The organism is Treponema sp. Marseille-Q4132 (genome assembly GCF_014334835.1).
Lineage (GTDB): Bacteria > Spirochaetota > Spirochaetia > Treponematales > Treponemataceae > Treponema_D > Treponema_D paredis.
Map to the genome: position 1 here is coordinate 1,190,799 of NZ_CP060591.1, position 18,065 is coordinate 1,208,863.

At 45.7% G+C, this 18,065-nt stretch carries 20 protein-coding genes; 15 read left to right on the forward strand and 5 right to left on the reverse strand.

The genetic code is table 11. The annotated features are described in order from the left end of the window. Positions 1–545: 545 nt before the first annotated feature. Complete coding sequence (locus H9I35_RS05505) at positions 546–1,775, reverse strand: dicarboxylate/amino acid:cation symporter (protein WP_187420568.1); 1,230 nt, start codon at positions 1,773–1,775, stop codon at positions 546–548. Positions 1,776–2,013: 238 nt separating this feature from the next. Between H9I35_RS05505 and H9I35_RS05510 the strand changes: the two genes are divergently transcribed. The 13 genes from H9I35_RS05510 to H9I35_RS05570 all read left to right on the forward strand — a co-directional run bounded on the left by H9I35_RS05510 (position 2,014) and on the right by H9I35_RS05570 (position 12,777). Further along, a complete protein-coding gene (locus H9I35_RS05510; RefSeq protein WP_187420569.1) occupies positions 2,014–2,751 on the forward strand; it encodes a hypothetical protein in 738 nt (245 codons plus the stop codon). A gap of 18 nt (positions 2,752–2,769) precedes the next feature. Beyond that, positions 2,770–3,243, forward strand: coding sequence for a hypothetical protein (locus H9I35_RS05515; protein ID WP_187420570.1), 474 nt, complete (start codon positions 2,770–2,772; stop codon positions 3,241–3,243). A 127-nt stretch (positions 3,244–3,370) separates the two neighbouring features. After that, on the forward strand, positions 3,371–3,652 hold the full coding sequence (locus tag H9I35_RS05520; RefSeq protein ID WP_187420571.1) for a hypothetical protein: 282 nt from the start codon (positions 3,371–3,373) through the stop codon (positions 3,650–3,652). 8 nt (positions 3,653–3,660) lie between these two features. Further along, positions 3,661–4,413, forward strand: a complete 753-nt coding sequence (locus H9I35_RS05525) for a hypothetical protein (RefSeq protein ID WP_187420572.1) — start codon at positions 3,661–3,663, stop codon at positions 4,411–4,413. 107 nt (positions 4,414–4,520) lie between these two features. Then, complete coding sequence (locus H9I35_RS05530) at positions 4,521–5,000, forward strand: hypothetical protein (RefSeq protein WP_187420573.1); 480 nt, start codon at positions 4,521–4,523, stop codon at positions 4,998–5,000. 368 nt (positions 5,001–5,368) lie between these two features. After that, positions 5,369–5,812, forward strand: coding sequence for a hypothetical protein (locus tag H9I35_RS05535; RefSeq protein WP_187420574.1), 444 nt, complete (start codon positions 5,369–5,371; stop codon positions 5,810–5,812). 419 nt (positions 5,813–6,231) lie between these two features. After that, complete coding sequence (locus H9I35_RS05540) at positions 6,232–6,765, forward strand: hypothetical protein (RefSeq protein ID WP_187420575.1); 534 nt, start codon at positions 6,232–6,234, stop codon at positions 6,763–6,765. Next, entirely contained in the window at positions 6,762–7,052 is a 291-nt protein-coding gene (locus tag H9I35_RS05545) for a hypothetical protein (protein ID WP_187420576.1), read from the forward strand. The genes H9I35_RS05540 and H9I35_RS05545 overlap by 4 nt, the downstream gene beginning before the upstream one ends. 341 nt (positions 7,053–7,393) lie before the next feature. Further along, a complete protein-coding gene (locus tag H9I35_RS05550; protein ID WP_187420577.1) occupies positions 7,394–8,908 on the forward strand; it encodes an ABC transporter substrate-binding protein in 1,515 nt (504 codons plus the stop codon). 84 nt (positions 8,909–8,992) lie between these two features. After that, positions 8,993–9,928: an ABC transporter permease gene (locus H9I35_RS05555; RefSeq protein ID WP_187420578.1), complete on the forward strand. Its 936-nt coding sequence runs from the start codon at positions 8,993–8,995 to the stop codon at positions 9,926–9,928. A 4-nt stretch (positions 9,929–9,932) separates the two neighbouring features. After that, positions 9,933–10,814, forward strand: coding sequence for an ABC transporter permease (locus H9I35_RS05560; protein WP_187385038.1), 882 nt, complete (start codon positions 9,933–9,935; stop codon positions 10,812–10,814). 14 nt (positions 10,815–10,828) lie between these two features. Then, the gene (locus tag H9I35_RS05565) at positions 10,829–11,821 is read left to right on the forward strand and encodes an ABC transporter ATP-binding protein (protein WP_187420579.1); all 993 of its coding nucleotides are present in this window, start codon (positions 10,829–10,831) and stop codon (positions 11,819–11,821) included. Then, positions 11,821–12,777, forward strand: coding sequence for an ABC transporter ATP-binding protein (locus H9I35_RS05570; RefSeq protein WP_187420580.1), 957 nt, complete (start codon positions 11,821–11,823; stop codon positions 12,775–12,777). The genes H9I35_RS05565 and H9I35_RS05570 overlap by 1 nt, the downstream gene beginning before the upstream one ends. Before the next feature lie 238 nt (positions 12,778–13,015). On the opposite strand, the gene H9I35_RS05575 is transcribed toward H9I35_RS05570, so the two are convergent. Beyond that, positions 13,016–15,265 carry an FAD-dependent oxidoreductase gene (locus tag H9I35_RS05575; protein WP_187420581.1) on the reverse strand — a complete coding sequence of 750 codons (2,250 nt, stop codon included), beginning with the start codon at positions 15,263–15,265 and terminating at the stop codon, positions 13,016–13,018. Positions 15,266–15,462: 197 nt separating this feature from the next. On the opposite strand from H9I35_RS05575, the gene H9I35_RS05580 reads away from it, so the two are divergent. Next, positions 15,463–15,918, forward strand: coding sequence for a hypothetical protein (locus H9I35_RS05580; protein WP_187420582.1), 456 nt, complete (start codon positions 15,463–15,465; stop codon positions 15,916–15,918). 75 nt (positions 15,919–15,993) lie between these two features. Beyond that, a complete protein-coding gene (locus H9I35_RS05585; protein ID WP_187420583.1) occupies positions 15,994–16,458 on the forward strand; it encodes a hypothetical protein in 465 nt (154 codons plus the stop codon). Positions 16,459–16,489: 31 nt separating this feature from the next. Here the strand turns inward: H9I35_RS05585 and H9I35_RS05590 are convergent, their stop codons facing one another. From H9I35_RS05590 to rplM, 3 genes are read right to left on the reverse strand one after another with little or no spacing between them, the layout of a single operon-like run. Continuing rightward, entirely contained in the window at positions 16,490–17,098 is a 609-nt protein-coding gene (locus tag H9I35_RS05590) for a regulatory protein RecX (protein ID WP_187420584.1), read from the reverse strand. A gap of 3 nt (positions 17,099–17,101) precedes the next feature. Next, positions 17,102–17,494, reverse strand: a complete 393-nt coding sequence (gene rpsI / locus H9I35_RS05595; RefSeq protein WP_016521955.1) for a 30S ribosomal protein S9 — start codon at positions 17,492–17,494, stop codon at positions 17,102–17,104. A 14-nt stretch (positions 17,495–17,508) separates the two neighbouring features. Continuing rightward, positions 17,509–17,937 carry a 50S ribosomal protein L13 gene (rplM, locus tag H9I35_RS05600; protein ID WP_016521956.1) on the reverse strand — a complete coding sequence of 143 codons (429 nt, stop codon included), beginning with the start codon at positions 17,935–17,937 and terminating at the stop codon, positions 17,509–17,511. Positions 17,938–18,065 lie beyond the last annotated feature (128 nt).

The following is an 18,065-nucleotide window of genomic DNA, read 5'->3' on the forward strand; positions in this document are numbered from 1 at the left end:
ACTCCCGGCAGCAGCCCTGCCGTTCACCGCGGCAGACCGTAATCGGAATCGGACTGCGCAATCTTTTTAGCAAAAGATTGCTTGCCATCCCTTATAGTGCGGTATTGCAGAAAATATCAATTTTCGAAAATACCGCACTCGTGCGCGTAAGCGCACACGTATATACACAAGTTTGCTTCGCAAACTTGGAGTTAAACCGGACGCGCTATTTTAGCGTCCAGTTTAAACTCGGTCTGAGCGGCTCGGTGTCAGTGCCGCTGCCTCGCGTTCCGCCTTTTTCATGTTATTATACGCTTCTTTCCCGTGTATACATTTCCGATGCCCTTGCCTTGTCTCCGTACTGCACAGTATAGCACAGATTGCAAAATTGCGGTATAGGATTTTTTGCCGGCGCGCACGCTTAGCCCGCCGTCATAGTAAACGGCACGGATTGCAAAACCGAGGTATAGAATCTTTGCCGGCGCGCACGCTTAGCCCGCCGTCATATTAAACGGCGCGGATTTCAAAATCGGGATATGCAATTTTTTGCCGGCACCGCAGCCGTATCAAATAAAATGCTGTACCGAATGATGCTCTATCAGGTGCGTTTTGACGCCGACGATATAACTTCCGAACATTGCGCTTAAAACGTCGAATGCTGCGGCAAACGAACAGAGGATAGGCGCGACGGGACGCAAAAGGAGATAGCCCGTTTCGAAGCCGCGTCCGTAAAGCGTACACAGCACCGTAAGCGCGATAAAGGGGCCGCCTGCAGGAAGTCCGCCGAGCAAAAACGACAAGCCGATCGACATGCAGTAAATCCACAGGATATTGCTTACGGGAATCGTCATGTATGCGTAGGATCTCCAGATGACGACAAAGCCTACCGTCACGATGAGCGCCGCCCCGCCGCGCGCAAAAATCGAAAAGAGCGGATATGCGATGCCGTTGATCCTGCGCCGTATGCCGAGGCTTTCTTTACCCGCTCTCATGTTGATCGGCAGCACGAAGTTCGTATCGCCGCTGAAAAACGCGGTGATGATCGAACAGAGGCTCGCATAGAGCACGCGGTACGGGTGCGGATCGTGACAAATATAATGCAAGAGCGCGGGATAGATGCCTCCCGCGACAAGTATGAATATGCCGAACAGGAGGAGGATGAGCGGAACGAAAGTGCCGCCTGTTACGACCGTGCGAAATTGTATCGCCCAGCTGCACATGACGGCTATCATGCCGATCGAAAGGACTTCGGTAAAGAGCGTTACGATATTGTAGCAGAGTTTCGAAAGCGCATCGGTAATCGTCACGATCGGACGAAAGGCCGCCTGATCGCCGGTACACGCGCCGCCTGAAAAACACGCGAACAAAAATGCGGGAAACAAAAACGTACCGTTTATGAGCGTTTCAAAAGCGGACGACGGAAAGAGAGAGCGTATCAAATCGTTTATGTTGAGAGAAGCGGCTTCGGCGGCTTTGTCCGCAGTGATGGGAATGCGCGGCAGTCGGATCGCCAAAATCGCAACAAGTCCTATAAAAGTCAAAAGCAATGCCGAAACGACGGTTACGGCTGCCGTCCACATGCCGGTTTTTAAAATCATCTTCGATTCGCGCAATTTGTTGACCGCCGTCATCGCGGTAAAAAAAATAAGCGGCACGACGATATATCTGCCGAATCTGACGATCACTTCCGTAATAAAAGCGAGTGCGGAAGAAGCCGCTTCCGAAGTCGACGGTACGGCAAACGAAAGCGCGGCGCCGAGCAGCGCTCCGATCAAATACTTGAGCCAAAGTTTCATAGTGCCAGTATAGCACAGCGCCCGCACTTCGTACAATCGCACACACGTCGTACGTTGCCGTTCCGGCCTATGCCCGCGTGGAGCGCCGCGAAGCGTTCCCGCCGCAAACGAAGGTTTAAACGGAGGCGGCGGGAATGAGGGTTACCGAAGCGCGGAAGGCGGGATGGCAAAACGGCGTCATCCGAATAATCCGAATGACGACTTTTTATTTGCGCAACAGTATGTTATAGTATCTTATATGGAAAAGACAATTTTGATTGCGGGAAAAGATTTGCCCTACGGCGGAGACTTTGCCGACGGCATGGCGCTCGCAGGATACAATGTCGTCGTAACGGGCAACCCGGAAAGCGACAGCGCTTCCGTTACGGCTGGCGATATCGTCATCGCATCGTGGAACAGACCTTCTTCCGTTTCCGCCCGTTCCCTCGTGCTGCAGGCGGAAAACACATTTACCGTCATCGATGAAACGGTGCTTTATTTCGACGCCGCGGTATACGCGCAGCAGTTTACGGCGCTTTCGCCCGAAGAATGTACGCGCGCGATCGACACGATGATTGCGGGTTATCACTATTTGACGATGGAAATTTTGAACCGCATCGAACAGCGCAAAGCGAACGGTAAACTCATATACATCGTGCGCCATCATCCGAATATGGCCGACGTCATACGTTCTTCGGCGCTTCGGAGCAGTACCGCGTCCGCCGCAGGGCCCTTTGTCAGCAGCGCCGAAGCCGCATTTACCGCTTTTGCCGAAAATATCGCAGCTTACGCCGGAGACAAGCAAAACGTTTCGGTCGTACTCGTCTCTTGCGACGTCCAAAACGAAACGGCTGAAAAAGACGGCTCTCTCGCATCGTGGCTTGCCGATTATCTCGCCTCTCTCGATGAAGCGAAAAACAAGCGCAGCGCAAAGCAGTCGCTTTCTTGGATAAAAGCCGGCTCGAAGGGACCGGGACTGTTGTCGCGCTTTATGTAGGAGAGGAAAGAACGGATTATGATAAAAAGAAATATTTTTTTATTTTCCGTATTATTATTTTTCCGTCCAATGTTCCCGGATAATACACAAACTCTTTCGTTTTTTCCTATTGCGAAATACCAAGTCAATGATATTAAAATTGATGATATAAATTCATTAGATTTAACTTATTGGATTAAAGAAAACCCGTTTACCGAATTAGAACATGGTAAATCAAATATAGAAATAAACAAGGAATTTATATTTCTTTCCGGCTCTAAATTTATTGTAATCAATACTATGTGGAGTGCAACATATTTAGAAGGAAGTGAGGAATATATATTTGACAGCAGCTTACTTGGAGTAGACGGTGAGTATTTTTACGAGGTAAATAACGATGGTAATATTGAAAATAATTATTTCATTATCAGAATTATAAATAATAAATTATTTGTATATGATAAAATAACAGAAAAGGAATCTATTTACATTTGTGTTAATAAAGCTCTATAGTAAGTCCTCTCTTTTTTTAGGTACCCCACATCCTGTGTTTTCCACTCCAGCGAAAGCGCCGGATGTTAGTCCTACAAAGGTCATAAGAAATCTTCGGTATTGATATAAAGAAATAAAGGAATGATATATGAAAAAGAGCATTGATTCTAAATTATTTATCGGTGTTATAGCAATAGGTATTGTTGATATTATATTGTTTATATTATTTTCTATGGGATGTTCATTGGATTCTTATATGTTAATTCCTTTTGTATTTATACCCGGTGGTATTATTGCATTTGTTTTTAACAATATGATAAATAAAGTATCGTATACTGCATATAATAACTATGATAAATATTTTTATGTTCTGCTGTTTGTCGTAATTATTATACTGATAGTATTAATTGTCGTTTGTGCGAGAAGATGATATAAATTATGACGATTTCAGCTGGGCGAAATAAGATCCCTCAAAAGATAAAATATATAGTCCTTATAATTCTGACAAGTCTCGCTACGTTATTTTTTGAGAGGGTAATTGAAGTAATACGAACATTTAATCCGTATTATGATACGGAAAAGGTTGTCGAGCATGCGATAGACTTTATTGTAAATGGTAAATTCAGAAATTCTTCTGATGACATAATTTTTACAACAAAAGTTAACGGAAACATTGCATTACTGGAAAACATGTATTATGTTGAAAAAAGAGTGGAATATGAAGAATTTGCTCAAATAAATTATATTTCCTCATATTCTACTGATGACGAATCATTGCATAATGCATTTTTAGATTTGCAGGCTAGATTCAAATGGGATATATGGGATGAACAAAAATCTTTTTATACACGCCTTCGAGAAGCTTTCCGAAAAAAGAGTTTGAAAAAATATAAAGAAAGTACTGCGAGTATTCTTCTTAAAGAATTATCTGAGGATAAATCTTTTTATGTAATTTGTAATAACTTTTATAAGGAAAAAAATCCGGACAGAAATTATTATATGATTCAGATATATATGCAGAACAAAGATGATTTTGTATATATGAGTCATTTTGATTGGGGCGAATTAGTTGGAAAAGTTGATAAGAAAGATTTAACAAATAAATTCAAAATACAGTTTGATAACTATTTTGCAGATAAGGATGCATTACAAAAAGCAGATATCGAACCGGATTCAGGAAGCAAAAAATGAAAATGAATAAACCATTAACTATTTTTTTTATAAGTATGTCTTTGCTTAGTTGTAAAAGTTCAAATATAGTTAAAATCGACCTGCTAATTGATTCTAATAATGTTTTTATGAACGATTTGATAACTCTCTATGCCGGGAGTTATAATGCAGACACAGGAAATATAACTATTTCTAAAGATAACCTTGTTTCGCTTGAACAGCAGCTGAAAGCATGTATCGAAGTAGGATTGTTTAACACAAACAATTATCTCGAATGTAAAGAAAAAAATATTGATTATTTATATTCGTTTTTTGAAATTGAACAAGGTAATATTATGTATAAACAGAAGGAAAGTTATAAACTGATTTATGACCCTCAAAATGAAAGAGCCATAAAGACAGGCAGAGAAACCGGTTATGTAAAAATTCCTGATTTAAATGTTAAAAATGAATTGTTATTACTGATAAATTATTATTCTTTTTATAAGGAGTTCGGTATGGCTTTAATGAAAGTAAATAAAAATTTCTTTATAGATTTGGATAAATATAATTTTGAAATTAATTCTTATTTTCAGAACTATGGCGGAAATACTTTTTTGAATAAATAATTATTCGATTTAAAACACTAAAAAGATATAAGTATAAGTGTAGGTGAGCAAATTTTATCTACAGTGTTGGCGGAGACAAATGATTAATGAAAAAAATAATATTTATAAGAAATTTGATAATTGTGGTTTATCCTATACTTTTTATTTTTCTATTTTATAAGTTTCCTTTTCTAAGGGATATATTGGATAGGTTGATAAAAAATTTTCAAGATAAAGCCAATGCTTTAATTTCGTTTATGTTTTTATTTATATTTATTCCAGAAATTGTAGTATTATTGAGTACAAATTACTTCTTTAGGGATTAGTAAATATTTTTACAAGCGGGAGCGGAACTGTTGGATATACCTATTTAGCGGAGGAGATAAAGAATGAAAAAAATAATTTTTTCGTTTTTAATAGCCGTAGAAACAATAATTATATTTTTATTTATTGTAATACAAAATAAAAATAGTATTGTTAATAAGCAAGATTTTTATGAATTCAAATTAGATAATGGCTGTACAGGGGATATTTTCTTTGATGATGATAGGAACAAACTTTGTGGCTTATCCTTTACCGATATAGAAAATCATCATTTCAATATACTTTTGAATAATGAGCAAATATGTTCCTTTAATATTGGGAGTAGTGATTTCAGTACTCATGCAATGAAATATGAAAATGATACTGATAGATTTATAATACACTCAGATGATATTGAAGGTAAAAATATTATTTATGCAATAAAATATTCGGATATACCGCAGATAATTAGCGGTAAAGATTTTTTTGCTAACGGAATAGTCATTCAAGCAGAGGAACCTGCAAAATAAAAGAGCTTATTATAAATTGTGATTGCTGTATAGTAATTTTGAGGACACGTGATATTTTCGTATATTTTGATACACTACATCCAGCGTTTTCAATCAGTCTAAAACCACGGATGTTAGTCCTACAAATAGGGATATGTGTGACTGCTTCGGAAATTGAGCGATTTCCGTTCAATTTCCGGAGTAACAAACGGATTTCGGATCGAAAATGAGCTGTTGCGTTAATAAAAATTATTATTCTCCGCAAAAAAAAACGGATTTTGCTGTTACATACGGCGGAAATTCGGCGAAAAACGCACCTTCGGCAACCATATTGCAATTTGTATGCCTACGGTGCCAATAACCCGGTACGCTATATAGACCCGACGGGACAGTGGATTGATAATGAAGACGGAACATTCACTGCAGAAGCAGGAGACACCTTGTACGATTTATTTGGTGAAAATTGGCAAGAAAAATCAGGTTTTACACGAGACCCTAGAACCCTTCAAGTTGGAGAAACAGTTGGTAAAAAAAATAAAATAAATCCTGTAATTGAAAACACACTTTCTAATGTTTTTATAACTAGTAACGATGGAAATAATACTCCATATGATGATAGGTCTGCGTCTGAAAAAGTGGGTGATTTCCTTACAGCAACTTCTTTATGCTTAAATTTTATAAGTATGGTTTGTTTATATACTGGAAATATTGCAGTAGCAGAGACTTTAGATGGTGTTGCAATGATATGTGATTTAGGAGCCGCAGTCTCATATTCAATCGCAGGAAAAAGAAAACAAGCAGCTGGAGCTATAATGTCAGTAATGCTAGATGTTGTGCCTGGACCATATAAATTCAATAAAGGTGCCGCAAGATTTGCAGAAACTGCAACTGGAAAATTTGTTGCAAAGGCAGCTGGGCGGAGTGCGAATATGACTCTAAAGGCATTTGGTTTAATGCAAGGCGGTATAAAATGAAAAATACTATAAAGGAAGAAATACAGAAGACAAAACAACTAAAAGAATATGCTAAAAATATGCTTTGTATTTCAATTATTTTATTTATCATACAAGTTATTGTTGTTATATTAAATGGACGATACTATGGGAATATTTTTGAGAAATTACAACAATTCTATTCCGATAAATCAATATATTTAAAGGCAAGAGCAGTCCCTGTATTTGTTTTTATAAATTTTTTCGGATACATCTACAATATAATAAAATTAAAAAGAATCTCTAAGAACAAAAGTAGTATACCTTGATTCTTTCTACCCCCACATCCGGTGTTTTCTGCGTTGCGAAAGACACCGGATGGTAATCCCACAAATAGGGATATGTATGACTGCTTCGGAAAATGCTCGAATTTCGCTCATTTTCCGGAGTAAAAAACGGATTTCGGAGCGGCCGGGCTCAAGCGATATAAAAAACTATCGAAAATTTCCTCAAAAACCGACATTCGATTCATTATAAATTTGTTATAATTTTTTTTGACAAATGAATATTTATGTGATACGATTATATTTTATAAACGCTTTCAGCCGTTTTATAACAAAAAGTACGGCCGTTAAGCTGCTTAATGCGTAAAAAAAATGGAGGATCACACATGAAAAGGATTGTCGGTTTTATTCTATTTGCATCGCTTTTTTTGGCTTCCTGCGGAAAGTCGAATGCGAAAAAAAGCGGGGGAACTGCGGGGACAGGCCACAAGGAAGAGCTGATTATCGGTTCGGCAGTCGATATCAACAATCTCAATCTTCAAAAGCAGGCCGATCAGATCAACAACATCTGTTTGAAATTGACACACCAGGGGCTTTTTCAGCTTGACAAAGAAAACCGCCGTATCCCCTGCCTCGCAACCGAAGCGAAATGGATCGACGATCATACGATCGAAATTACCCTCGTTCGCAACGCCTGCTTTTCGGACGGAACGCCGCTGACGGCAAAGGACGTCAAGTTTACGTACGACATGGCGCTCACCAATCCCGTCGGCTCGAATCTTACCGGTCTCACTTCGACCGATGTCGTCGACGACTACACCGTACGGATGCACATGAGCGATTATTCAAACGATTTTCTCATGAATCTCACATTCATTCCGTTCGGCATCCAATCGAAGGCCGCCTACGACAGCGGTATGAAAGAGCCGTGGCTCATCGGCTCCGGTCAATATATATTCGATAAATGGGTTGAAGGCGAATATTCGACCTTCGTCAAAAATGAAAAATACTGGGGCGACAACCCGGGAATCGCAGAACGCATTACGTTCAGACCGCTGCTCGAATCTTCAAGCCGCGTCATCGCACTGCAAAACGGTGAAATCGATGTCTGTATCGATCCTCCCATAAATGAACTCGATATTCTCAAACAATCACCGAACATCACCGTACACGAACAGGCGGGTACGCGCTTGTTCTATTTCGGTGTCAACTGCACGAAAAAACCCTTCGACAATCAAAAAGTGCGCCAGGCGATCGCGTGCGCAATCGACCGCGAATCCGTCATGCAGGCGGCGGTCAAAGGCAAAGGAACGCCGCAGACGACCATACTGAACCGCGGTCTGTGGGGATTTTACGACGATATGCCGGGCTTCGGCTACGATGTCGAACGCGCGAAAAAACTGCTTGCGGAAGCGGGTTTTGCAAACGGATTCAATACGACGCTTACGATCGCTAACTCTTCGCCGTATATGTCCATCGCGCAGGTCATCCAGTACAACCTGAAAGTGATCGGTATAAACGCGGAAATCAAAACGATGGAAGACGCGACGCTCAAAGCGACGTGCAAAGCCGGAACGCAGGATATGTTCTTGTGGAGATGGAACGAAACGATCCGCCCGGACTGCGTATACCGCGATCTCTTCTACACCGGAAGCGGCTCGAACTTCCATCACTATTCGGACAAAGCGGCGGACGTTCTCGTCGATAAAGTACTCAAAGACAAAGACGCAGACCAGAGAGCGGCCGACAGCAAAGAGCTGCAAACCTATCTCGTCAATGCATGTCCGCAGGTTCCGCTCTATATTGCAAACCTCGTCATTGCCTACAATAAAAATCTTGTTATGCCTTTCTTCCGCTCGGGCGGCGACCACGAATGGTTTAACGCTTATATAAAACAATAATTTTCATTACCGCTTTCAGACGACACCTCCGGCAAAAATCCGCGGGTGTCGTCATTCTTATTCATACAGACGGAGTATTTTAGAATGCTGAAATATATTATAAAAAGAATTCTCCTCATGTTTCCCGCAATTTTGGCAACTTCTTTTATCATTTACTTTGCCATGAATATGACGGGCGGAGATCCCGCGCTCACGATCGCTCCCGAAAATGCAACCGAAGCGCAGCTCGATCAGATCCGGATGGAGCTCGGCTTAAAAGATCCGCTCATCGTCCGCTACGGAAAATATATGCTCGGTATATGCAAGGGAGATTTGGGAAAGAGCTATGTTACGAAAAAAGACGTATTCAAAACGTACATGGAGCGTTTGCCGAATACGCTTCAACTCGCTTTTTCCGCGGTTTTAATCGCAACGCTGCTCGCCGTACCCTTGGGGATTTATACCGCGATTCATCAAAATACGTGGAAAGACACGGGCGGCATGGTATTCGCTTTATTCGGCGTTTCGATGCCGAATTTCTGGCTCGCGCTCATGCTCATCCTTTTGTTTTCCGTCCGTCTGCAATGGTTTCCTTCCGGCGGAAAAGGCGGACTCAACACTTTGATACTGCCTGCCGTCACCGTCGGCTTGGGTTTCGCCGCACTCATCACCAGAACGACCAGAAGCGCCATGCTCGACGTTATCCGCCAGGATTATATGACGACCGCCCGCGCAAAAGGCGCCGGTGAAAAAAACGTCATCTTTCAGCACGGTTTACGCAACGCCCTCATCCCGATCATCACGGTTATCGGTATGCAGCTTTCAAATGCGCTCACCGGTTCCGTTCTCGCGGAAACGGTATTTTCATGGCCGGGTATAGGCCGCTTGATCGTAGATTCCATTTCCAAACGCGACACGCCGATGGTTACCGGCGCAATCATCATGTCGTGCGTACTCATGGTCGTAGTAAACCTCGTCATAGACCTTATATACGCTTTTTTCGATCCGCGCATCAAAGCTCAGTACGCTAAAAAGGGATAACAATATGTCAATCAATAAAAAAAAGGAAACGGTAAAAAGCCGCTCGCTTTTGCAGCAGACATGGCATCGCCTTTTGAAAAACAAAGGCGCCGTCATCGGAATGATATTTTTGATCGCCCTCGTCGCGGTTTCCTTTGCAGCCGGTTATATCTACGATTACGACAACGACATCATCGCCATCAACGTCAACAATGCCCTCCAAAAACCGTCGATGCAGCACTGGTTCGGTACCGATAATTTGGGAAGAGACATCTTTGCGCGCATCCTCTACGGCGCACGCTACTCTCTTATGATCGGTGTCGGAGCCGTCTCCATAGGACTCGTTATCGGAATTACGCTCGGAGCCGTCGCGGGATTTTACGGCGGTATGATCGATCAGATCATCATGCGCATCGTCGACGTTTTTTATTCGATTCCGAATATCATGATCGCAGTCGTCATCGTGTCTCTGCTCGGAACGAGTACGGTAAATCTTTTGATCGCGCTGTGCTTTACGTGTGCGACGAGCTTTACGCGAATCGCGCGGGCTGCCGTCATGACGATCCGAGATCAGCAGTATGTCGAAGCCGCATACGAACTCGGTCTTCCGACGTGGAAAATCATTATCAAACATATTTTGCCGAATTGTCTTTCGCCGATAATCGTTCAGGTAACTTTGCTCATCGGTACGACGATCATCGCCGCATCTTCGCTTTCATTTCTCGGAATAGGAGTGCCTTCTCCCGCTCCCGAATGGGGTGCGATGCTTTCCGAAGGACGCAAATACGTGCGGGTTGCAGGCTATATGTGCGTAACACCGGGCATCGCGATAATGCTTACCGTTTTGGCCTTGAATCTTTTGGGCGACGGCTTGCGCGATGCGCTTGATCCGAAAATGAAAAAATAATACGAGTGTAAACTATGTCCGAAACTGTTCTTGAAGTAAAAGATCTTATTGTGCATTATGAAACCGACGACGGCTGCGTCGAAGCGGTAAACGGCTTGAGCTTTTCATTGGAAAAAAAGCAAACGCTCGGCCTCGTCGGCGAAACGGGTGCGGGAAAAACGACAACCGCGCTTTCCATACTCCGCCTTATCCCCTCTCCTCCGGGAAAAATCGTCAGCGGCTCCGTGAGCATCAACGGCAAAGACGTTCTTGCGATGAAACAGGAAGAACTGGAAAAGATGCGCGGCACCGACGTCGCCATGATTTTCCAGGATCCGATGACCGCATTGAATCCCGTCATGACCGTGGGCGAACAGATTGCGCAAGTGTATATGCTGCATGAAAAAATCAATAAAAAAACGGCGTTCGAAAAAGCGAAAGAGATGCTCAAGCTCGTGGGGATCGCCGAATCTCGCGCATACGATTATCCGCATCAATTTTCAGGCGGCATGAAGCAGCGCGTAATCATCGCCATAGCGCTCGCGTGCAATCCTCAGCTGCTCTTCGCCGACGAACCGACGACTGCCCTTGACGTTACCATTCAGGCACAGGTTTTGGAATTGATCCGCGACCTGATCCGAAAACTCGGCATGTCCATGGTTTTGATCACCCACGATTTGGGCGTCGTTGCGGAAATCTGCGACAACGTCGCCGTAATGTACGCGGGGCGCATCGTTGAAACGGGCAGCGCATGGGAAATCTTCAACGAAACCGCGCATCCGTATACCGAAGGCTTATTCGATTCGCTTCCGAACTTAAAGCAGCGGGGCGAAGAGCTCGTGCCGATCAAAGGCATGATGCCCGATCCGACAAATCTCCCTGCGGGCTGCGCTTTTTCTCCGCGCTGTCCGTATGCGACCGCAAGCTGTTCCGCCGCCGTTCCCGGTATGCGATGTATTCACGGAACGCATTACGTAGCCTGTACGGCCTATGACAGAGCCGGATTCAAATTGCGGGGGACAAAATAATGGCAAAAACATTGCTCGAAGTTCAAAACCTTACAAAATACTTTGCGACTCCCGCCGGTCAGCTCCACGCGGTCGACGGAGTCAATTTCAAACTCGAAGAAGGAAAAACGCTCGGCATCGTAGGAGAGTCCGGATGCGGAAAATCCACAACCGGCCGCGTCATTTTGAAACTCATCGAACCGAGCGGCGGCAAAATCATCTTCGACGGAGAAGATATCACAAAATACAGCCGCAGCAAAATGCGCCCCTTGCGCACGCGGATGCAAATGATTTTTCAAGATCCGTTTTCAAGCCTCGATCCTCGTCAAACGGTTTCGCAGCTCATCGCCGAACCGATCATCGAACACAAACTCATACGAGGCAAAGCGGCTATCGAAGAGCGGACGCTAGAACTTATGGAAACCGTCGGTTTGGCGAGCCGCCTTATGAACAGCTATCCGCACGAACTTGACGGCGGCAGACGGCAGCGGATCGGAATCGCGCGCGCGCTTGCGGTAAAACCGAAGCTCATCATCTGCGACGAGCCTGTAAGCGCGCTCGACGTTTCCATTCAGGCGCAGATTTTGAATCTTTTGAAAAAACTGCAAAAAGATTTGGGACTGACGTACATCTTCATCACGCACAATCTCGCCGTCGTCAAATATTTTTCGGACGATATCGCCGTCATGTATTTGGGACAGCTCGTGGAAAAGGCTTCGTCGGACGATATATTTGCGTCCCCGACGCATCCGTACACAAAAGCCCTGCTCTCCGCCATTCCGATCCCGAAAGTGACGAAGGAAAGAGTACAGCGCCGCTTGATCCGCGGAGAAGTTACGAGTCCCGTCAATTTGCCCGACGAATGCCGGTTTTTAAAACGCTGCGACGAATGCGACGAAGCCCTTTGCCGCACAAAAAATCCGGAATTGAAAGAGATTGCGCCGAATCATTTTGTCGCCTGCAGCTGCATCCGTTAACCCGTGATTAATTAAACCGCAACTAAAAATCTACCCCGATACCCTTTTAGGGGCATCGGGGTTTTTTCGTGCGAAAAAAAATACGGCGGCCGAACGAATCGAAACCGCCGTACATCGTTTGCGCTGCAGAAAATGCGTCTGCAATCCGGTTTTGTGTTTTGAACACTCACGGATATACGTGCGCGCCGCTCGAAACTTCGCGCTTTCGCGCTCGTCGCGGGGCGCGCGCACTAAAAATTTATTTTATTAAATTCGCTTTTTTCATAGCCGTCGCAAGCGCTTCTTTGAACGCGGTCGACGTCATCGTGGCGCCTGAAACCGTATCGAGGTTCGCGCTTTGTTTTTGCAGCGCCTGCTCGGTCAGCTTCGCGATCGCTTCGGGGCCGATGCCGGGCGTTTCGGAGTGTTTGATCACTTTGATGTCCGTCATCTTGCCGTCTTTAACGGTGATCTGTACGCGAACCGTTCCGCCCATACCCTTGTCGGATGCACCCGTAAAGGTATTGTTTGCGGCACCCGACATGCTCGTATAGTTGAAGATGGAACCGGAAGCCGCGACGGTTTTTTGACCGGATGCGATAGCCTTCAATTCGGCTTCTTTGTCCGAATGCGTTTTCGTTGCGCGCGTAGAACCGCGTTCGCTGAAGTACGAAGCTTTGTCGGTCTTCGTCTTGTAGTTCGTTTCGTCTCCGGCAAATGCGGGATCGAGCGCCGTGCTTGCCGTCGCAAATCCGTCTTTATCGACGGAAGCGGCGGAGCGGCCTGCGATATAACCCGCCGTGATGACGCGGCCGAGACCGTGCACTCTCATACCACCGGCGGATTCGCCCGCGCAAAAGAGGTTCGGAATGAGTTTTCCGTGCAAGTCGACAACCTGCATTTTGTTATCGACGCGCAAACCTGCAAGCGTGTCGTGAATATTCGATACCGCCCACAGCGCGTAGAAGGGGCCGGTTTTGATTTGATTCTGGAGCGTTTTCTTTCCCCAATCGCCGTCTTTTCCGGCCGCGACAAATGAATTGTAGCGGTTGACCGTGTCGACGAGGGTTTTGGGATCCATCTTGATGTTTTCGTAGTATTTGTTGACGATTTTTTGTGCGAGTTCTTCAAGCGTGTCCGCTTTGAACGCATAACCGCCTTCGAAATCGAGAACGCCCTGTTCCATAACCCAGTCGTTGCGTTTTGCGGCTGCGTCGTCGACGATAGCCCATACCGGGCCGCCGTAGCATTCGGCGTTTCCGTCGCCGTCCGCGTCGATAAATACGCTCGATGCTGCGCTGTTAAAAAAGCGCTGATATTCGGGGCCGGGGAATACTCCGCGGTAATCGTCTTCGTTGGCAAAGCGCTGACCGAGCATATTGACGACGATCATGCTGTTGAGATCCATTTCGATACCGGTTGCTCTCGAAAGCGCCCAGATTTTGCTGTCTTTCATAAAGCCGCGGCCGTAGCCGTACTGGCAGCCGATGCGGTTCGGCGCTTTCATCTGCGCGCCGCCTTCGGTCATTTGATAGGACGAAAGCGACATAAGAGCGGCACCGATTTCCATTGCGGCGATTTCACCCGATGCATCCTGATCGGAGAAGGGCATACCGCCCAGGCCGTCATATTCGGGGCCGAGGCGCGGGTCGAACATCGTGCGGAATTGCACGTTGCCGGTCGAACCGCCGGTCGCGATGATAACGGCTTTGTTCGCTTTGATGTTCAGCGTTTTTTTCGTGTTATCGATATTTCCTTCCGTCATAAGGCTCGTAAGCGGTTTGCTTTCGCCCGGAAGAACGTGCGGCGTATAGTGAGCCTGTACGCCTAACACTTTTCCGGACTGAACGCCTTCGCGGTAGATTTTGTCCATGTGGTAGTTCAAAAGGAATTTCGCACCTTTGTCGCGCAGCGATTTTTCAAGCGGGCGGGTAACCGCAACGCCTGCAGCCGTCGTGCCGGTGTATTCGTTTTTCCATTCGCCGCTGTCGGAATAGGTCATGCGTCCGACGCTGTCCGGATCCGATCCGCCGTCGCGGTAGTAGTTGCGAACCATCGGTTCGATTTCCAATACTTTGACGCCGTTCTTTAAGATAAAGTCGTACGCTTTTGCCATGCTGTTCGCAACGGAACGCACTTGGGAAAATTCGTTAAAGCGCGAATCGACCGCCTGACCTCTCGTGTGATCGTAGTAATACAAGTCGGCCGAATCTTCGATGCCCCATTCTTTTTGCGAAACCGTGCTGCCGCCCGAATGAAGCTGACCTTCACTGACCGCCGCGTGTCCGCCGACATCCCAGTTCGTTTCCACGAACAAAACGGATGCGCCGTCTTCGATCGCTTTAAGACCTGCGGGCAAACCCGCTCCTCCCGCTCCGATGATGACGACGTCCGCTTGATAGTCCCATTTGACTTTCGTGCCGTTGCCGCAGCCCACAGCGAGCATCATAGCGGCGCACACAGATAAAATCGCAATCTTTGACAAAACGCGATTGTCCGATACTTTCATATATGCCTCCTAATACAATAACCCTGCCAAAATCATACGCCAAGCGCATTTTTTTGCGCACATATTATATGTCTTTCGAATATTTTTGTCCAGAATATAATTGACAATTTCAAACCGAAACATACTGAAACGGGGATTGACAATAAGGATAAAACCAATCATATTATCACCCTACATAAATTTTTGAGGCGGATACGGTGAAAAATACGTACAAAACAAGAGTCTATCGGGTACTTTTAAATCTCGTTTTCGGAACGACGGCGGCATTGTTTATCGCATTTATCGCATCGATATGGCTTAAAAGCACGCTATGGTTCGTTTTGATTTTTGCGGCATTTTTAGCACTCTATATTCGGACGGTCATCATAGGCAATATGATCGTCATAGAAACGGACGGTTCGACTCTGTCCGTAAAAAAAGGTAAAAAAATCGACACGTATCGGCTTGATGCTACATCGATCAGAGCGAAAACGGTTACATCGAACGGCGAAACGGAATGTACGCTCTACCTGACGCGGCAGGGAGAAAACGAGACGACCGTAAACTGCGAACTTATCGGTATCGCTCAGTTCGAAAAATTGTTAAGCGATTTGGGTATCGACGGCGATCCCGTCACCAAACTGGATACCGTCACGGAAAACCGAAACAAATAACCGCTCCGAATACGGAACGGCCGGAATATTTCGATTTTAAAAAACCTAAATTTATTAATACCTAAGGAGAATATTATGGACAGCTCTCTTTCCAATGCAAATAATATCACGCACGTATATTATTTTATCATTATTCCGATCGGGATCATCGCCTATGCGGCATATATGTTTTTCCGGCTCAAAGGCGACGGCCGAAGAAAACAGAACTGGCTCGAAGCGCATCCGGATGCGGCGAAAGTATACATCGGAAAAAACAATTCGATTATAAAAAAACTTATGCACCGGATACAAATCATATCCGTCGACGGCGAAAAACCGATTTTCTTTACGGAAAAAATGATAAACGGATTTTTTGTCGCACCGGGAACGCATATCGTCGAATCGTCGTTTTCAAAAACGCGCCCCGGCTTTTTCTACCGAAGCGTTACGACAACCTATCGGCCGAGCAAACAGGAAATCACCGCACAAACGGGAAAGTCATACAATTACACGTTCGACACTGAAAGCGAATCCTACCGCTTCGAAGAACTCGGCGTTTAAATCAATACGGGACGCACCGCGCGGCGTCCCGTCAAAGCCCGCCCTCACCCGAAGCACTCCGTATCATTTTTCGTGAAAAGCCGTGCCGCAATAAATAATTGATAATTTTATCTTCCCGCATGCCGAGCCGACTGCATTTTTCGAGCGCTTTTTTGCAAATCGCCTCTTCCGAATTTTCCGAAAAGAATTCGTCGAGCGCCGCATCGGCAACTTCCCTCGCTATACCGCGAAAAGCGAGTTCGGAAGAAAGCCTCGCCCTTCCCTCCAAGTGATTGATTTTCCGTGAGGCGAGCCATGCACGTGCAAAGCGCGCATCGGAAAGAGAGCCTTCGCGTTCGAGATAATCGAGCGCGTTTTCGATATGGCGCTTTTCAATGCCTTTTGCACCCAGTTTTCGCGTCAAATTAAAGCGCGACTGTTCCGCCCTCGCCAAATACGAAAGCGCTTTCGATTCCGCGGCGTAACAAAATCCCGCGTCGATGATATCTTCTTCATCTTCACCGGAAAATACGCTGCCGTCTGAAATCGATTCGGGGGCAAGGTGCGTCAAATATGCTTCGCGGATAAAAAAAGCAGGTCCTTCTTCGGTCGTAATTTTTATACAACCGGAGGATACCTGCTTCGTTTCTGAAACGACCACCGCTTAACGCTTGCTGAATTGGAATCTTCTGCGTGCGCCGCGCTGACCGTATTTTTTGCGTTCCGGCATACGGGAATCGCGTGTCAGGTAGCCGTTCGCTTTAAGCGCCGTGCGGGAATCCTGATCGATTTGAACGAGGGCGCGAGAAATGCCGTGGAGGCAAGCCGCAGCCTGTCCGTTCATACCGCCGCCCTGAACGGTGATGAGGATATCGTATTTGTTGTCGTTCGACGTAACGAGCAGCGGCTGGCGGACGATCTGCACCTGTTCGTCGGTAACAAAATAATCCTTCGGCTCTTTTCCGTTAATAACGATTTTGCCCGAGCCGTCGCGCACGAAAACACGCGCGACCGCAGTCTTTCTTCTTCCCGTACCGATTGCCAAATTCTTTACCATACTGAAACTCCTAATCAAACTTCAAGCGGCTGAGGATTCTGCGCTTTATGCGGATGGTCCGCGCCTGCATATACTTTTACATTGCCGAAGAGCACGCGGCCGAGCCGATTGTGAGGAAGCATGCCTTTAATGGCGCGTTCGAGCGGCTCGGACGGATGACGGGCAAGAAGTTTTTCAAACGTAAAGTGTTTGAGGTTGCCGACAAAACCGGTATAGTTGTAGTACATCTTCTTTTGCTCTTTTCCGCCGGAAACCGCAACTTTGTCCGCGTTGATGATGACGACGTAATCGCCCGTGTTTTGGTGAGGCGCATACGACGCCTTGTGCTTGCCTCGCGCGAGAGAAGCGGCTTTTGCGGCGACGCGGCCGAGCGGTTTACCTGCAGCGTCGATCACGTACCATGCGCGTTTTATATCCTGCGCTTTTACAAAAATCGTATCCATAATAAAATCCTGTAAAATAAAAGTATGCGTGTCCGATAACGGTGCATCTCGCTGTCGAACACAAAACGTCGGTGAGCAGCCGCCGTTTTACAATACGGGGAAGCTTATTGTATCTTATTTTCCGCCGC